The 15,110-nt window shown below is 50.9% G+C and carries 13 protein-coding genes; 11 read left to right on the plus strand and 2 right to left on the minus strand.

What is annotated here, in order from left to right:
• Nucleotides 1-22: 22 nt before the first annotated feature.
• Complete coding sequence (locus BDT_RS07830; protein ID WP_015090705.1) at nt 23-682, minus strand: hypothetical protein; 660 nt, start codon at nt 680-682, stop codon at nt 23-25.
• A gap of 78 nt (nt 683-760) precedes the next feature.
• On the opposite strand from BDT_RS07830, the gene BDT_RS07835 reads away from it, so the two are divergent.
• The 11 genes from BDT_RS07835 to BDT_RS07885 all read left to right on the plus strand — a co-directional run bounded on the left by BDT_RS07835 (nt 761) and on the right by BDT_RS07885 (nt 12,957).
• Nucleotides 761-1,201, plus strand: coding sequence for a hypothetical protein (locus BDT_RS07835; RefSeq protein WP_015090706.1), 441 nt, complete (start codon nt 761-763; stop codon nt 1,199-1,201).
• Between the two features lie 43 nt (nt 1,202-1,244).
• A complete protein-coding gene (locus BDT_RS07840) occupies nt 1,245-1,940 on the plus strand; it encodes a polyprenol monophosphomannose synthase (RefSeq protein WP_015090707.1) in 696 nt (231 codons plus the stop codon).
• Nucleotides 1,941-1,959: 19 nt separating this feature from the next.
• Complete coding sequence (locus BDT_RS07845) at nt 1,960-2,763, plus strand: SH3 domain-containing protein (RefSeq protein WP_015090708.1); 804 nt, start codon at nt 1,960-1,962, stop codon at nt 2,761-2,763.
• A gap of 107 nt (nt 2,764-2,870) precedes the next feature.
• On the plus strand, nt 2,871-3,449 hold the full coding sequence (locus tag BDT_RS07850; protein ID WP_015090709.1) for a hypothetical protein: 579 nt from the start codon (nt 2,871-2,873) through the stop codon (nt 3,447-3,449).
• A 24-nt stretch (nt 3,450-3,473) separates the two neighbouring features.
• Nucleotides 3,474-5,354, plus strand: a complete 1,881-nt coding sequence (gene mutL / locus BDT_RS07855; RefSeq protein WP_080602360.1) for a DNA mismatch repair endonuclease MutL — start codon at nt 3,474-3,476, stop codon at nt 5,352-5,354.
• Between the two features lie 14 nt (nt 5,355-5,368).
• Nucleotides 5,369-6,280 carry a tRNA (adenosine(37)-N6)-dimethylallyltransferase MiaA gene (gene miaA, locus BDT_RS07860; RefSeq protein ID WP_015090711.1) on the plus strand — a complete coding sequence of 304 codons (912 nt, stop codon included), beginning with the start codon at nt 5,369-5,371 and terminating at the stop codon, nt 6,278-6,280.
• A 36-nt stretch (nt 6,281-6,316) separates the two neighbouring features.
• Nucleotides 6,317-7,195, plus strand: coding sequence for a YicC/YloC family endoribonuclease (locus tag BDT_RS07865; RefSeq protein WP_015090712.1), 879 nt, complete (start codon nt 6,317-6,319; stop codon nt 7,193-7,195).
• A gap of 14 nt (nt 7,196-7,209) precedes the next feature.
• Nucleotides 7,210-7,755, plus strand: coding sequence for a guanylate kinase (gmk, locus tag BDT_RS07870; protein ID WP_235046308.1), 546 nt, complete (start codon nt 7,210-7,212; stop codon nt 7,753-7,755).
• Nucleotides 7,756-7,790: 35 nt separating this feature from the next.
• Complete coding sequence (gene rpoZ / locus BDT_RS07875; RefSeq protein WP_041577399.1) at nt 7,791-8,030, plus strand: DNA-directed RNA polymerase subunit omega; 240 nt, start codon at nt 7,791-7,793, stop codon at nt 8,028-8,030.
• Between the two features lie 132 nt (nt 8,031-8,162).
• A complete protein-coding gene (locus BDT_RS07880) occupies nt 8,163-10,379 on the plus strand; it encodes a RelA/SpoT family protein (protein WP_015090715.1) in 2,217 nt (738 codons plus the stop codon).
• Nucleotides 10,366-12,957 (plus strand): ATP-binding protein, encoded by a 2,592-nt coding sequence (locus BDT_RS07885; protein WP_235046309.1) that lies wholly within the window; start codon nt 10,366-10,368, stop codon nt 12,955-12,957. Before BDT_RS07880 ends, BDT_RS07885 begins: the two co-directional genes overlap by 14 nt.
• Before the next feature lie 3 nt (nt 12,958-12,960).
• Here BDT_RS07885 and BDT_RS07890 read toward each other — a convergent pair whose 3' ends face one another.
• Nucleotides 12,961-15,108: a TonB-dependent receptor gene (locus BDT_RS07890; RefSeq protein WP_015090717.1), complete on the minus strand. Its 2,148-nt coding sequence runs from the start codon at nt 15,106-15,108 to the stop codon at nt 12,961-12,963.
• Nucleotides 15,109-15,110 lie beyond the last annotated feature (2 nt).

Here is a 15,110-nt window from a genome sequence, read left to right on the forward strand (position 1 = left end):
GCGGGCAAGGTTCGGGAATGATTTACAGGGATGTGTTCAGGCGGAACGCGAAGTCAAAAGAGTTTTTGTCAGATGTACGGTTCACCATGGCGGTGTGAGCGCTGACTTCAGCCCCCAAAGACAGGTGCTTGTGCACTTGAGCCATAAAGCCTGTGGAAACAATCAGGGACGGTGTTGTTTCATTAACACTAATACCTTTGGACGAGTCGCTGAAGCGCAGGAAGCGGTTGGAAAGACCCGAGCTGATGGAATAAGACCAGATGCTTTCCAGGCGGTTGGTGTAACCGATTTTCAGATCCAGTTCGCGCAAAGTGAATTCTTCGCTGCCGGAAGAGGATACACCATAGTTCTTAAAGACACCTTCAGAGTACCAGTTCGGAGAAAACAGATCCATCCCCAGAGACAACTGAATGCCGTTGGTGTGACGGTTGAAGTTCTGATTGTTGGCGGAGATATTGGTGAACGAATTGGCATAGCCAATACCCGCGTGCAGGCGAACGTCATCAAAAGAACTCGTGGAGCTTTGGGTCACTTTTTGCTTTTTGGCGCTCAATTCATTGAGCAGGTCCTCATAGCTGACCTCTTCGTACTCGGAATTGCCGGCAGCGGCCTGGACCAAGGTGGGAGCGGTAAAGAGGGAAGCGGCGATCAAAGCGAACTGAATTGTTTTAATGATTTGCATACCCCATTCTATCAAGGCTTTGTCATTTTTCAAAAATTGATCTTTCGTTCTGGACCTTGTCTTTGGCAAACTGATTGTATGTTGTCGTTCTTTAAGACTCGTCATAACTGCTATTGTGCCTTCTGTAAAAGCCCCCGCCGTATTTATCGTCGCAAGAATATTTCACTGATGAATATTCTGGGCAGTGCCTTGGCATCTGTGGTGATTATGTTCGCGTTGTGGCAGCAGTATGATCCGCGTGTGATGGTGGCCTTTGTGGTGTGTCTGGCAATTTCCGAAGTCTTCGTGAAAATCCGCTGGAGACTGTCCGTGGTCTGCCGTGTGTGCGGGTTTGATCCTGTTCTTTATCTGAAGGCGCCGGAGCAAGCTGCAAACAAAGTGAAAGAGCAGCTGGATATTCGCCGTCAGGATCCTAAATATCTGCTGGCAAAACCTCTGAATTTGCCCGCAATTCCCGCAGACAAAGCGAAGGCCCTTCAGGATAAGGGTAAAGGTCGCTTGGTATCGCGTTCAATTTGATCTAAAGATTGCAAGTCGGGGCTCTTTGTGACAGCTTAGAGCCATGAAAAATCTGGTCGTAATTCCTACCTACAACGAAAAAGAAAACATTCAGGCGATTGTGCCTGCTGTATTGGCGCAGAACCTGGGCGTCGAAATTCTGGTTGTTGATGACAACTCTCCGGATGGCACAGGTGCCATTGTTCGTGAAATGCAAAAAAGCATGCCGCAACTTCATATTCTTTCCCGTCCTGGCAAACAGGGTTTGGGCAAGGCTTATATCGCGGGCTTCCGCTGGGCCATGGATCATGGTTTTGAAGGCATTATCGAAATGGATGCAGATTTTTCTCACCGTCCCGAGGATCTGGGGCCTTTGATCAAGACGATGGAAGCCAATGATTTTGCCGTGGGTTCCCGCTATGTGGATGGTGGCCGCACGGTGAACTGGGGTTTGATCCGCAAGATCATTTCCCGCGGTGGCGGCATCTATTCCCGCATGATTCTGGGCTTCCCGTTGAATGACTGGACAGGTGGTTTCAACGCCTGGAAAAAAGAGGTTCTGCATGGGATTGATCTTTCCACGGTTGAATCCAACGGTTACAGCTTCCAGATTGAATTGAAATACAAAGCATTGAAAAAGGGTTTCAAAGGGGCGGAGTCTCCGATTGTCTTTGAAGACCGTCGTGTGGGCCAAAGTAAAATGTCTCTGAAAATTGTACTTGAGGCTTTCTATCGTGTCTGGCTTATGCGCTTTAAATAGGGCAGCCCTGCTGCTCTTGATGTTCTTTCTTTTTCCTGTCAACTTGTGGGCGCAGGCCCAGCAGGCGACGGTGATTCTGGATGGCGCCCTGGTGTATCAGGACGCCGACTTTGATGCGCCGGTGATCACCACTTTGAAAATCGGCTCTGTTTTTAATATCTCCACAAACAAAAAAGGTCCGTTCTATAAAATCCGTCTGAAACCCGGTCATCTTGGGTGGATTTCTGATACGGATATCAAGCCGGGGATTATTAAAATTCCCAAGCCAGAACAGACCAAACTGAGCGAGCCGGAAAAAGAAAAAAAGAAACGACCGTTCTTCGCCAGCCGCTATCGCGGCCCGGTTCTGCAAATGACGAATTTCACCGAAGACACTTTGGGTGAAGAGCGCACCGACAGCCTGTTGTTCTATGGTGTGAAGTTTAACGGCTTCAACACACTTTTCAGTGGCGAGATCTACACCGACGCCAATATTTTATTCCATTTCGGTGCGCCTTCGTACTACGAGGACTACACCAAAAAAGCTGCTGACGGTTTTATCTTCATGACGGACTTCACTTTTCAGACAGTGATCCCTCAGGGCAAAAATTTTATTTACTACTATGGTTTCGGTCCGATGTTTAAGTACTCGCACTTCAATATCGATGTGCCCAGCGATGGCTCGACACTCAGTTATTCGGCGGATGACATGACTTTGGGTGCGGTGATCGACCTGGGAATCGGGGCCCGCCTGGGCAGTATGTCGCTTAGAACCAACGCAAAATACTACTGGGAACGAACCAAATACTTCGCTTTCGGCCTGAATCTGGGCTGGGACTTCTGACGCACAGCTTCGGAAAAACTTAGGTGGGCCCTCCTGTGGAGGGTGCCTAAGAGGTAGCTTTTGTGGAAGCGTGGTGTTATGAAGGCGCTTCTTAGAGGGGGCTCTTCGTGCGTATTTTGTCTGCATTGTTTTTTGTCATTCTTTTCAGTTCTGTTTCTTTTGCGGGTGGGGACATTGAGCCTTACTTCGAAGCCTTGAAAAACTCGGGCGCGAATTTCGAACCTGATGGCACTGTGTGCGAAGAAATTGCCCGCCTTGATGTTACTAAAGAATTTGGTGATGCCTATGAAGTGACCACGGGCGTGGAATACAGCCTGGGTGATGACACTTTGGGCGAGCTTGATGTCGTGGTATTTGAAAAATCCACGCATAAAGTCGTTCTGGTGGCCGAGGTGAAGTGCTGGAAGAATCTGCAGCAGGCCATGGACAAGCTGAAAGCGCAGCGCGACCGTTTTACATGGAATTTGACCAAACACGCCCGTCGCATTCAGTTTCAGGCGGACACGGGCCTGAACTTCCGTGTGGAGGACTTTCAGGGGCCGTTCAAATTCCGCGCTATTTCTCAGTTTGGAGGTCTTAAAAAGGGCTTCGATCAAGAGATCCAGCTGACCCTGACTGAGGTCAAACAACTGCGCTCTAAACTGCTGAAATGTCAGGCTTGGGGCGAGTGTCTGCGCCCACAATAGTCCTTTGACTTGAGGGGGGAGCTCATGCAAATTCCCCCTATGTCGATCCAGATTTTATCCCCTGAAGTTGTTGACCAAATCGCCGCTGGCGAGGTGGTGGAGCGTCCTGCTCATCTAGTCAAAGAACTTGTGGAAAACAGCATCGATGCCGGCGCAACCCGGGTGCATGTCGAATTCTATGACGGTGGCCGCATCGTAAAGGTGATCGACAATGGCAAGGGGATGTCCCCGGAAGATCTGCCAAAATCTTTGGAACGATTCGCGACCAGCAAAATTTCAAAAACCGATGACTTGTGGAGCCTGCGCACCTTCGGCTTCCGCGGCGAGGCTTTGGCCAGTATCGCGTCGGTCAGCAAACTGACGCTGACTTCGCGTCGTGCCGGGGACGAACAGGCCCATCAGCTGATCAGCGAGTACGGAAAAAGAAAAGAGATCGACAAAGTCGGCGGCTCGCAGGGTACGACCATCCTGATTGAAAATCTTTTCGACAACACTCCCGCGCGTTTGAAATTCCTGAAATCAGATTCGGCAGAAAACTCGGCGATCAAAACCACTTTGAAAGCCATGGCGTTGTCACACTTTGACGTTGAATTCCGCATTCAGGAAAACGGCAAGCTTGTGGCCTTCTGGCCGGCGTGCAAATCCCGCAAGGACCGTGTTGAACAAATTCTTGAAATCAAACCTCTGTTCGAAGGTGAAGCGTCCCGCGAAAACGTGAAGGCTTACGCCGTGTTTGCAGATCCTCATAACGTCGCCAAAACCTCCAAGAACATCTGGTTGTTTGCGCAAAACCGCTGGGTTCAGGATCGCAGTCTGCAGGCGGCCGTGAACGAGGCTTACCGCAGTCTTTTGATGCACGGAGAATATCCGATCGCTGCGGTGTGGGTGGAAGTGGATCCAGACTGTGTGGATGTGAATATTCATCCGACAAAATCCCAGGTGAAATTCCAGGATCCGTCACTGGCGTTCCGTGCGGTGGCAGCAGCTTTGCGTGGCACGCTGGAACAAGCGCCATGGATCAAGCGCTCGGATGTGCCAACTCAGAATGTGACCATGCCGCTGGTGCAGAATTCTGCTGAAGAATTCAAATCCACCGACGGGTTGCCAAACTTTGCATCGCAACCCATGCCCCAGCAGAATCTGCGTTTCCAGGACAATTCTTTGGAAGTAACGCAGTTCCAGAAAAAAGAATTCAGTTTCCCGGCGTCCAGTTTTCCGGTCTCATCAGTGCAGCAACCGCAGAGCACTTATCAGGCGCTGGCTGAATCTGCAGCTCAGCGTGAAGGTTTTGCGCCCAAATCTGAAGAAGCGCCGCTGGGTTACTGGTCTTCTCTGGAAGTTCTGGGGCAGGCGAATTTGACTTACATCGTGACTCAGGCCCGCGACAAGCTGGTGTTCGTGGATCAGCACGCCGCTCATGAACGCGTGGTGTTTGAAAAGCTGATGACGGCCTGGAAGGGGGGGAAGGTTGATATTCAAGACTTCCTGTTCCCATTGGCGATTGATATGTCTCCGGAAAAAGTGGAAGGTCTTTTGACCATGGCCAAAGAGATGGAACGCCTGGGCGTTTTCATTGAAGCTTTGGGGCCGGGCACTGTCGGCGTGAAAGCGGCCCCGTTGATGATCAAAGAATCCAGCCTTAGCGGCGTTCTGGATAAAATGGCCACCGAGATCGTGGATCAGGGTGGCAGTTATTCTTTGGAAAGAACGGTGGGTGACATCTGTGCCACGATGGCGTGCCATTCTGTGGTTCGTGCGGGGCAGTCGCTCAGCCCGGATCAGATGCGCAGTCTTTTGCGTGATATGGATATGTTCCCGCTATCAAGCTTCTGTCCTCACGGTCGTCCGGTCAGTGTCGAATATCCGTACTACAAACTGGAAAAAGATTTCGGACGAATTGTTTAATGACGAAGAGGCATGTGATTTTTGTAGTCGGCGCCACGGCCACCGGTAAATCCGAGTGGGCTTTGAGGCTTGCTCAAGACAATAACGGCGTCATCGTCAACTGTGATTCGGTTCAGCTGTATAAGAAACTTGATATCGGTTCGGCAAAGCCCAGCAAAGAAGAACAGGCTCTGGTGCCGCACTATCTGCTGGATTACGTAAATCCGCCGGCGGAAATGACGGCCGGAACTTACTGCCGCGATTTTTACGATATACTTGAAACCATTCCGGTGGAAAAGCCCGTGTTTGTGGTGGGTGGTACCGGATTCTATTTCATGGCCATTGAAAAGGGTATGTATCCGGTGATCCCGGTTCCGGCAGAAATTCAGGCCCAAGTGGAGTCTGAGCTTGCAACCGAAGAGGGCGCCATCCGCCTGCATGCCGAAATGATGAAGGCCGATCCAGAATATGGCGCCAGGATTCATCTGGCAGATCGTTATCGTATCGGGCGGGCGATTGAATTGATTCGCAGTCAGGGAAAAAGTGTCACGCAGATTCAGGCTGAATTTGAATCCCAGCGAAAGCCATTCCCGTTTCCGTTGTTGAAGATCGGTCCGACTTGGGATCGCGAAGTGCTGCGTGCCCGGATCGGGCAGCGCGTGGAAAAGATGCTCGCTGCGGGATTGGTGGCAGAGGTGCAGGGGCTTCTCGATGAAGGTCTGGCTTCCTGGGCGCCAATGAGCAGTGTGGGCTATAAAGAGACCCTCGAATACCTGCGTGGAGAGATGAGTCTTCCGCAGCTGCAGGAACAGATCACGACAAACACTCATCAGCTCGCCAAAAGACAGAGAACCTGGTTTCAGCGGGATAAGGACATTCAGTGGTTCGACGGAGCCTCGGGTTTTACTGAGGCACGAGGCGTGGTCGAGAAATTTCTCAAACCTTGACCCTGATTCGGTGGAAAGCCGAGAATAGAGGTACTTATGAAAAGCATGACTGGCTACGGCACCGCAAGAGTTCAGACTAAAGACGTCACTGTGGAAGTGAGCATCCGTTCCGTGAACGGACGTTTCCTGGAGCCACGTTTTCACCTGCCGCGTGAATTTGTTTCTTATGAAGGGGAGTTGAAGAAAATCCTGAGTGGCACCCTTCATCGTGGCACCGTGGATGTTTTTGTTTCCCGCCGAGTGAAGAACACGGCCAGCAAAGCCCAGATGACGGTGAATGATGCTTTGGCCAAGAAATACATGAGCGCTTACAAGCATCTTTCCAAAGAGTTGGGCGTGCCCTTTAATGTGCACCTTGAGGTTGTGGCAAGACTGCCTGAGATCATCAAAGTTGAAGAGACCTATGAGTTGTTCAGCGGCGAAGACAAGATTCTGAAAAAGGCATTCACGGAAGCCTGTTCCAATTGTGACAAGGAACGCGCCCGCGAAGGCAAATCCCTGCAAAAGGATCTGCAAAAGCTGTTGGTGTCTTTAGAGAAACAAGTGAAGATTATCAGTGAGTTGCGTGGCGAAGCCAATGCGCAACTTCAGGAGCGCTACGAGCAGAAGGTTCGTGCGCGCCTTAAGGGCAATGAAATTGATTCGGCCCGTTTGTCTCAGGAAATCGTGATTCAGCTGGAAAAAGCCGATATCAACGAAGAGCTGAGCCGTCTCGCGGAACACATCAAGAACTACCGCCAGCTGGTGGGGTCGGTGACTGCTGAGGGTAAAAAACTGGATTTCTATACTCAGGAATTGCTGCGTGAGGTGAATACCATCGGTTCAAAGTCTCAGGTAGCCAAGATCACTGCGGCTGTGGTAGAAGCAAAAACCCTTATTGAAAGACTTAGAGAACAGGTTCAAAACGTTCAGTAATTATGAAAACGCGCATGATTATCGTCGCCGCTCCAAGTGGCGCAGGAAAAAGCAGCTTTGTCGAAAGGATCACCCGGGAGGATTCCCGATTGGTGGATATCGTCACTTTCACAACGCGCTCTATCCGTCAGGGCGAGACGGCGGGTCTGCAGTACAACTTCATTGATCACGCGGATTTTGAACAAAAGATCAAAGAGGGCTTCTTTGTGGAGTGGGCGAAGGTTCACACCAATTTCTATGGAACCTCATATTCGTCCCTGGAAACAGCCTGGAATCAGGGTAAAACTGCCATTATGGACATCGACATCCAGGGCGTGGCGACCTTTAAATCCAAGTTCCCGGACGCTAAAACCGTCTTTATCCATCCTCCGAGTATTGACGAGCTGCGTCGTCGCATTGAAAAGCGCGATGGCAAGGTCCCTGCGGACATTGAAGTTCGTATGGCTAATGCCGAAAAGGAGATCCTTGAGGCTTCCAAGTTCGATTATCAGATCGTCAACGACGTGTTTGATAAATCCTATGGGGAATTTAAGAAAATCGTTGAAGATTTGCTAGCTTAGCTGTAATTTGGCCTGATCTATTTGCTGGAGGCGTAATGGCTCGTGTAACCGTTGAAGATTGCTTGGAAAAAGTACCTAACAGATTTGCCCTTGTTTTGATGGTTGCAAAACGTGCGAAGCAACTTCTGAAAGGTGCAGAAGCGACTGTTTCCACTCGTAGCAACAAATACATCGTAAGCTCTCTTCGTGAAGTTGCGATGGGCAACGTGGGTTACCAGGAAAGCCTGGATGCCAACGAGGCTATCCGTCAGATCGAAAAAGATCTGAACAAGTAATCACATTAAAAGGCGAAAGCCGCTTGCATGTGAACCCAATAAAGGGAGGCGAAAGTCTCCCTTTATGCGTTTTCTGGACGCCTGTAAATCTTCGTTGGACACCCCTCTGGGGTCAGGTAAGCTATAGGGAATATGTTTAATTTCCTGAAAGAGGATGGCTTAACCAACAAGCCGGTCAAAACAGTCGACGATCTGCTGGCACGCATTCGAATCTATTATCCGAATGCGGATCTCAAAATTATTGAGAAGGCCTATTCATTCTCAGAGAAAATGCACGAAGGACAAATCCGCCGAAGCGGTGAGCCTTACATTTCTCATCCTCTTTCTGTTGCCGCTATCCTGGCGGACTTCCACCTGGATCTGGACACCATTGCCACGGGTCTTTTGCATGACACCGTTGAAGACACGGCCGCGACGTTGGAAGACATCCGCACCGAGTTCGGTGATGTGATCGCGCACCTTGTGGACGGGGTGACCAAGATCGGTCAGATGAAATTTAAAAACAGCCACGAAAAGCAGGGTGAAAACATCCGCAAGATGATCGTGGCCATGGGTAAAGATGTGCGTGTCGTTCTGGTGAAGCTTGCCGATCGCCTGCATAACATGCGTACGCTGAATTTCATGCCCTTTGAAAAACAAGAGCGCATCGCTCTTGAGACTTTGGAAATTTATTGTCCGCTGGCAGGGCGCATGGGTATCAGCGCGCTGAAGATTGAACTGGAAGACCTTTGCTTCCGTTACTATCGCCCGGACATGTACTATGAACTTGTCCAACAGATCAAAAAGACTGAATCAGAGCAGAACCGCTATATCGATGAAGTAAAAGTGCTTATCGGTAAAGAGCTTAACAAAGCCGGTTTCCGCTATGAAGTGTATGGACGTTCGAAGCACTTGTGGTCCATCTACAGAAAAATGCAATCCCGTAACATCGACTACGATCAGGTTTACGATGTTCTGGCGTTCCGCGTGCTGGTTGAATCCGTGGCGGAATGTTATGCGGCACTGGGTTTGGTCCACTCGTTGTGGAAGCCGATCCCGGGTCGTTTTAAAGACTTCATCGCCATGCCCAAGGCCAATAACTATCAGTCCCTGCACACCACTGTAATGGGCCCCGGTGGGGAGCGTATCGAGATTCAAATCCGTACCAGCGAAATGCATCTGGTTGCGGAAAAAGGTATCGCCGCTCACTGGAAGTACAAAGAGCGCGGCAAGATGGTTGATGACAGCGATCTGCAACAGGCCAACTGGCTGCGTGATCTGGTGTCATGGCATCAGAACGTGCGTAATCCAGACGAGTTCCTGGATACAGTAAAAACGGATTTGTTCGAAACTGAAATTTACGTTTTCACTCCGACCGGAGACGTGCGTGAATTCCCGGAAGGCGCCACTCCGGTGGACTTCGCCTTTGCTGTGCACACGGAATTGGGGAACCGCATTGTCGGCGCCCGCGTGAACGGCAAAATGGTGCCGCTGAAATATCAGCTGCAAAACGGGGACACGGTGGAAGTTGTCACTTCCAAAACCCAGGTGCCTTCCAAGGACTGGTTGAAGTTTGTTGTTACCAATAAAGCCAAATCCAAAATCCGCGCCTTCGTTAAAGAAGAACAGCGCCGTCGTGCGATCATGCTGGGTAAAGAGCTGGTGGAAAAAGAATTCCGCAAGTTCGGCATGGCTGCAGTGAAGTACCTGAAAGGCCCGGCCTTTGAGACTTATCTGAAGGACCACGGCCTGGCGGATTTGGATGAGTTGTACGTGACCGTGGGTTACGGAAAACTTGAAACGCGCATTCTGGTGGAAAGACTTTCCCCGGAAAATATCGCCAAGGAAGCGGCCAAAACCGAAGACTCCACCTTTATGGAAAGAGTCATGCGTGCCGCGACTCAAAAAACGCGCAAGACCAATTCCCTTATCAGCGTTGATGGTATGGATGACGTGCTGGTGCACTATGCGAAGTGCTGCCATCCGATTCCAGGGGATCCGATCGTGGGCTTTATCAGCCGTGGCCGGGGTATTTCCATTCATCGCAGTGACTGTCGCAAGGCTTTTGAATTCGATCAGTTGCGCAAAGTCGATGTGGCCTGGAACGTGAAACAAGCCGGAGAAGGTCAGGAGCGCATCGTGCGCCTGAAGATTATTTCTCAGGACGTGCCAGGATTACTGAAGCTGATGTCTGAGGCCTTTGCTCAGCAGGGGATCAACATTCAGTCCGCCCAAATCCGTACGACCAAGGATAAAAAAGCCGTGTGTAACTTCGAGGTCAGCGTTCAGAACGCCAGCCAGTTGAATCAGGCGGTCTTTGAAATCCAGAAGATCAAGGGGATCATTGGGGTCACCCGTGTTATTCACTAACATCAGGAAGAATCTTCATTTCCTGATGGCTCTGGCAGTGCTGGGTATCGCTTCCATCGTGATTTTCGGATGGATTCTGCGGGACCCGGCAATCATTCAAATTCGCTCTGACTTTGCCCCGATGGTGATCAACACTGCGCTGGGGCTTGCGGCATTGGCGATCTCCATTCTTTTCTCTGACAGCCGTTTTAAAAGCATTTCCATTTATGCCTCGATCTTTGCGGTGGCTCTGGCAGCGGTGAACCTGACGCAGTTTTTGACCGGTGTTGATCTGGGAATAGATCAGGTCCTGGTGCAGCCATTCTATAACCTCGGGGTCAGTTCGCCGGGGCGCATGTCGGTCAGTACTTCGGTGTGCATGCTGTTAATGGGTGTGATGGGGCTGGTGTCCGGAAAGTCCTATGCTCATCGCATGGTGCGTATCACTGGCAGTTCGTTGGTGCTGGGTTTTGCGATCCTGGGTTTTTTCGGGTACTTCCTGAATTTCAGTTCTGAATATGGCTGGGGAACTCATTCCCGCATGGCGATTCACACATCACTGAGTTTCATGCTGCTGGCTGGGGCGAAAATTGTGCGCCTGGGGCGTGCGATCAAAGAAGAAGACAACGCGCAGTCGGCCGTGGTGCCAATGTATGTAGTGATGATTGGTGTTCTGATCGCTGTCGGGATCTGGCAGCTTTTGCTTTTGAAAGATATTGAGCGCAATCGCAGTGTCACGCAATCCCGCGCAGAAAGCTTCCGCGCCAAACTTGACGGGACTTTCATTCCGCTGGAAAAAGCCTTGCAACAGATGGCCCGTCGCATGGCTGTTGGGGCCTATCGTGACGAGCACGTATGGTCCATGGATGCCCAGTTTTACTATGAAGAATTCAAAGGCATCCGCCGTATTGCCTGGGCTGATCAGAACCTGATGCTGCGCTGGTTGTATCCCATGGACCAGTTCAGCCGCGATATTCGCAACACGATGATGGGTCGTTCAGAAGAGGTCCGCCGCAGTCTGGAGCTGGCACGCCAGACCCATGAATCGCGGATTTCCCGTGTGATCGAGATGAAATCCGGGGGCCGCGGTTTTACCATGCTGGTGCCGGTTTATAAAAACTCGGCCTTTATTGGAATGCTGAGTGCCGGAATTGATATTCGTGCGTTTCTGGATCGCTTTGCGCGCATCGAGGGCTATCATGTGGCCCTGTATGAAGAAGGGCAGGAGATCTATCGAAGTACCGAGTGGGACCCTGTTTTGTCCCGCGACTGGGTGACCCGCATTCGTTATAGCAATATGGGTGTGGACTGGGAGATCGCTTTCACACCATCCAGCGGGGTTATCCGCAGCAATACGTCCGCGGTGCCTTCGGTGGTTTTGGTCTTTGCAGTGGGATTGTTTGTGCTGCTGGGACTGGCGCTAAGTTTCTTTGGCCGGGCGGAAGAACTTCGCCGCCGGGCTCGCGCCATGGTGGACTGGAAATCCGCGGCAATGGATGCCACACCATTGATGATGATCTCGTTTGATGAAAACGGGATTGTGCGGGAAATGAACCGTTCCGCGGAAGAAATGACCGGCTGGAAAGCCGAAGAACTTGCCGGCAAAGAGCATCCCTTTATTTTCCATGACCGTCAGGATGTGGAACTCATGCGCTTGAAACTGGAAGGGGTCTTGAATCGTCCGGTCGGACTGGGAGTCGAATTTATTGACGCCATGTTTGAAGCCGGATTCAACGCCGCTTCCGAGTGGGTGTATGTGCATCGTTCGGGCAGCCGCTTCCTGGGACAGCTGTTTATCGGAAAAGTCATCAATGAAAACGGGCACACCACGGGCTATCTGGCGGTGGTGGAAGACGTTACGCAAAAACGCCAGCGTGAAAAGCAGATCAAAGAACAAGAAGACAAGATCATCGCCAGCGCGCGCCTGGCTTCCCTGGGTGAAATGGCCGCTGGGATCGCACACGAGATCAACAACCCTTTGACTATCATTAACGGTCACGTGGGTGTGTTACGTCGCTTGCTGGGGGCTCGGGGGCTTGCCGCGGATCTTGAAGTGCAAAAACGGGTGGAGGTGGTTGAAAGCACCACTCAGCGTATTGCCAAGATTGTCAAAGGCCTGCGCTATTACGCTCGTGAATCAGATCACGGGGACATGGAATGGGTGACTGTGGATGCGATCATTGATGACACTCTGGCATTTTGTTCGGACAAGTTCCGCCATGAAGGGGTGGATCTGATAGCGCGGCTGGAGCCGAACCTGAAAGTGTTCGTGCGGCCTTATCAGATTTCCCAGGTGCTTTTGAATCTTTTGAATAATGCGGCAGACGCGGTCCAGTCTGTCGGCACCCGCAAAGTGGTGGTGGAAGCCAAAGCCGTCCGCGACGGGGTCGAGATTTCAGTTTCTGATTCCGGTCCGGGTGTTCCGGCCTTCTTGCGTGAAAAGATCATGGAGCCGTTCTTTACGACCAAAGAAGTCGGCAAGGGCGTGGGGCTGGGACTTAGCATTTCTGAAGGGATCGTGCGATCCCATGATGGAAAATTCTATCTTGATGAAGAAGCCAAACAAACCCGGTTTGTCGTCTGGCTTCCGGGGAGATAATAATTACCAGAAATAATTCAGACGCAGGCCCAGCTCACGAGGTGAGTTAACCTGGTTGTAGCTGACAGACTGACCGCCAATAGAGCTTGTGCGGTCATAGATCACATAGCGGGTATCAAGCACGTTGCGCACGTACAGATCCACATTCATGCTCCATGCAGCCAAAGAATACTGACCCAGCAGATCCAGATAGAACTGTTCAGGCGAGTCCATGGTATTTTCCGCATTGCCGTAAGATTTACTCAAGTATCTGAAGATACCTGCGGCATTCCAGTCCTGGCTGATTTGGTAGCCGTAAGAAAGACGGCCTGTCCAGTTTGGCGCAAACGGGAATTCATTGTCGGTATAGTCCTTGGTGCCATTCACAAAATCTTTGAAGCGGGTTTTTACGTAACCTGCACCCAGATTGAATTCATGACGGGATGCTGGTTTCCAGTTGATCTCGGCTTCGGCACCATACAGTTCCGAGCTGGCAGCATTGACCACTTGAGTGTCAAAAGGGTCGTTCGACAACTGAACCATGACCTGCTGGTCTTTCCAGTCGGTATAGAACGCCGCCGAGCTGAAGTTCCAGTTGGAAGCGGCATATTTGTAAGACAATTCGTAGTTGCCGGTTTTTTCCGGATCGTAGGTGTCAACACGAACACGCTTACGGTTGATGGACAAACCACCTGTGCGGTAGCCCTCGGTGTAAGAAATCCCGTAGCTGTGCTGATCTTGAGTCAGCATGTAAGCCACTTTCGGAAGAAGGATCGAGTTGTTGTCCTCGTCTTCATAGCTGCCAGTCACGCTGTCCAGATAAGCGTCAACCACCGCATTGGTGCCGGCACCCAGGTTCTGTTTGCGGGTGGCACTGACGTCAGCTCCGTATTTGTTTTTTACGAACTCATAACGCAAGCCCAGATTGATGGACTGGTTTTCAGCGAATTTCCACAGGTAAGAATCAAACAAAGCAAACACCGTGCGGTACTTGTCAGTCACCTGGCTTGATGCAATCGGCGTGTAAACTGTTGCTGAAAGCGGGTACAGGATGTCGAAACGGGCATCGTCTTTCAGATAATAGTCATGCGCATGGAAGCCCAGGACATTTTTCACTTTTTCGTTCTGGAATTTCAAAAGGTTCTCAACGCTGACAAAGCGGTCGTTGTGCTCTTCCGTGCGAACGCCTGCGGTTGGGTTGGCAGTGCCGTCCGCATCGCTGGTTTCATCGTTTTTCGCCTGGGAGTAAGCGCCGATAACTTCATTCGTCCAGTTGTCGTTCAATTTGACGAAATAGCGCAGGCTTGTTTGCTGATTGCCGGTTTTGCTTTCAAAGTCCACGTCCTCGTTAACTTCATAGTCAAACGGGTTGGCACTTTGAACATAGTTTCCACCGGTTTCATTCTGGATGATTTTGGTGTTCCAGCGAACATAGTCAGTTTCGTTGATTTTGTAGGTCAGGTCCAGACCCAGGTGGTCTTTGGATTTTTTGCCCCATTTGTTGTTGTCAGTTTTGATGTTCTTGATGAAACCATCATCCTGCTCGTGGTTCACAGACACGCGGCTTAGAAGTTTTCCATCCAGCCATACGTTGTTGGTCATCACACCCGCTTCGATGCGGTTGAAGCTGCCATAGCCAAGTTTTGCTGCGCCTTCGGTCTGATCCGCAGGTTTGTTATGGAAAAGCAAAATACTGCCGGCCAAAGAGTTCACACCCTGAGTGGTGGACTGAGGACCGCGGTAAACTTCCGCCTGCTGGGAATCCCACAGATCAAAGCTGCCAGCCTTGATCGCAAGGTCGGTCTGGAAAACATCATCCACCAGGATAGAAGACAGATTGTCCTTTTGGAAGCCCGTCACGCCGGTGTTGTTCACACCACGGATGCTGAAGCTGTCGTCGTTTTTGTTGATGGAAACATTGGGAACCGCATTCAGGGCCTGGATGGAATCGGACTGAATCGGAGAGTCCAGTTCGCGGCTGGGAACAACGGAGATGCTCTCGGTGCTTTCCTGATAGGATTTGTTTTCTTTCGTCCCTTGTACTTGTACGGCTTCAAGAGTCGAGGACTCTTCAGGCTGGGAAGAAACCTCCTGGGAAGTTGCTTCAGCGGACGGAGTCTGGGCGTTCAGAATCAGCGGAAAAACGGTCAGAAGTGTGATGATGCGTTTCATTG

Origin of the sequence: Bdellovibrio bacteriovorus str. Tiberius, from assembly GCF_000317895.1 — a bacterium.
GTDB lineage: Bacteria > Bdellovibrionota > Bdellovibrionia > Bdellovibrionales > Bdellovibrionaceae > Bdellovibrio > Bdellovibrio bacteriovorus_F.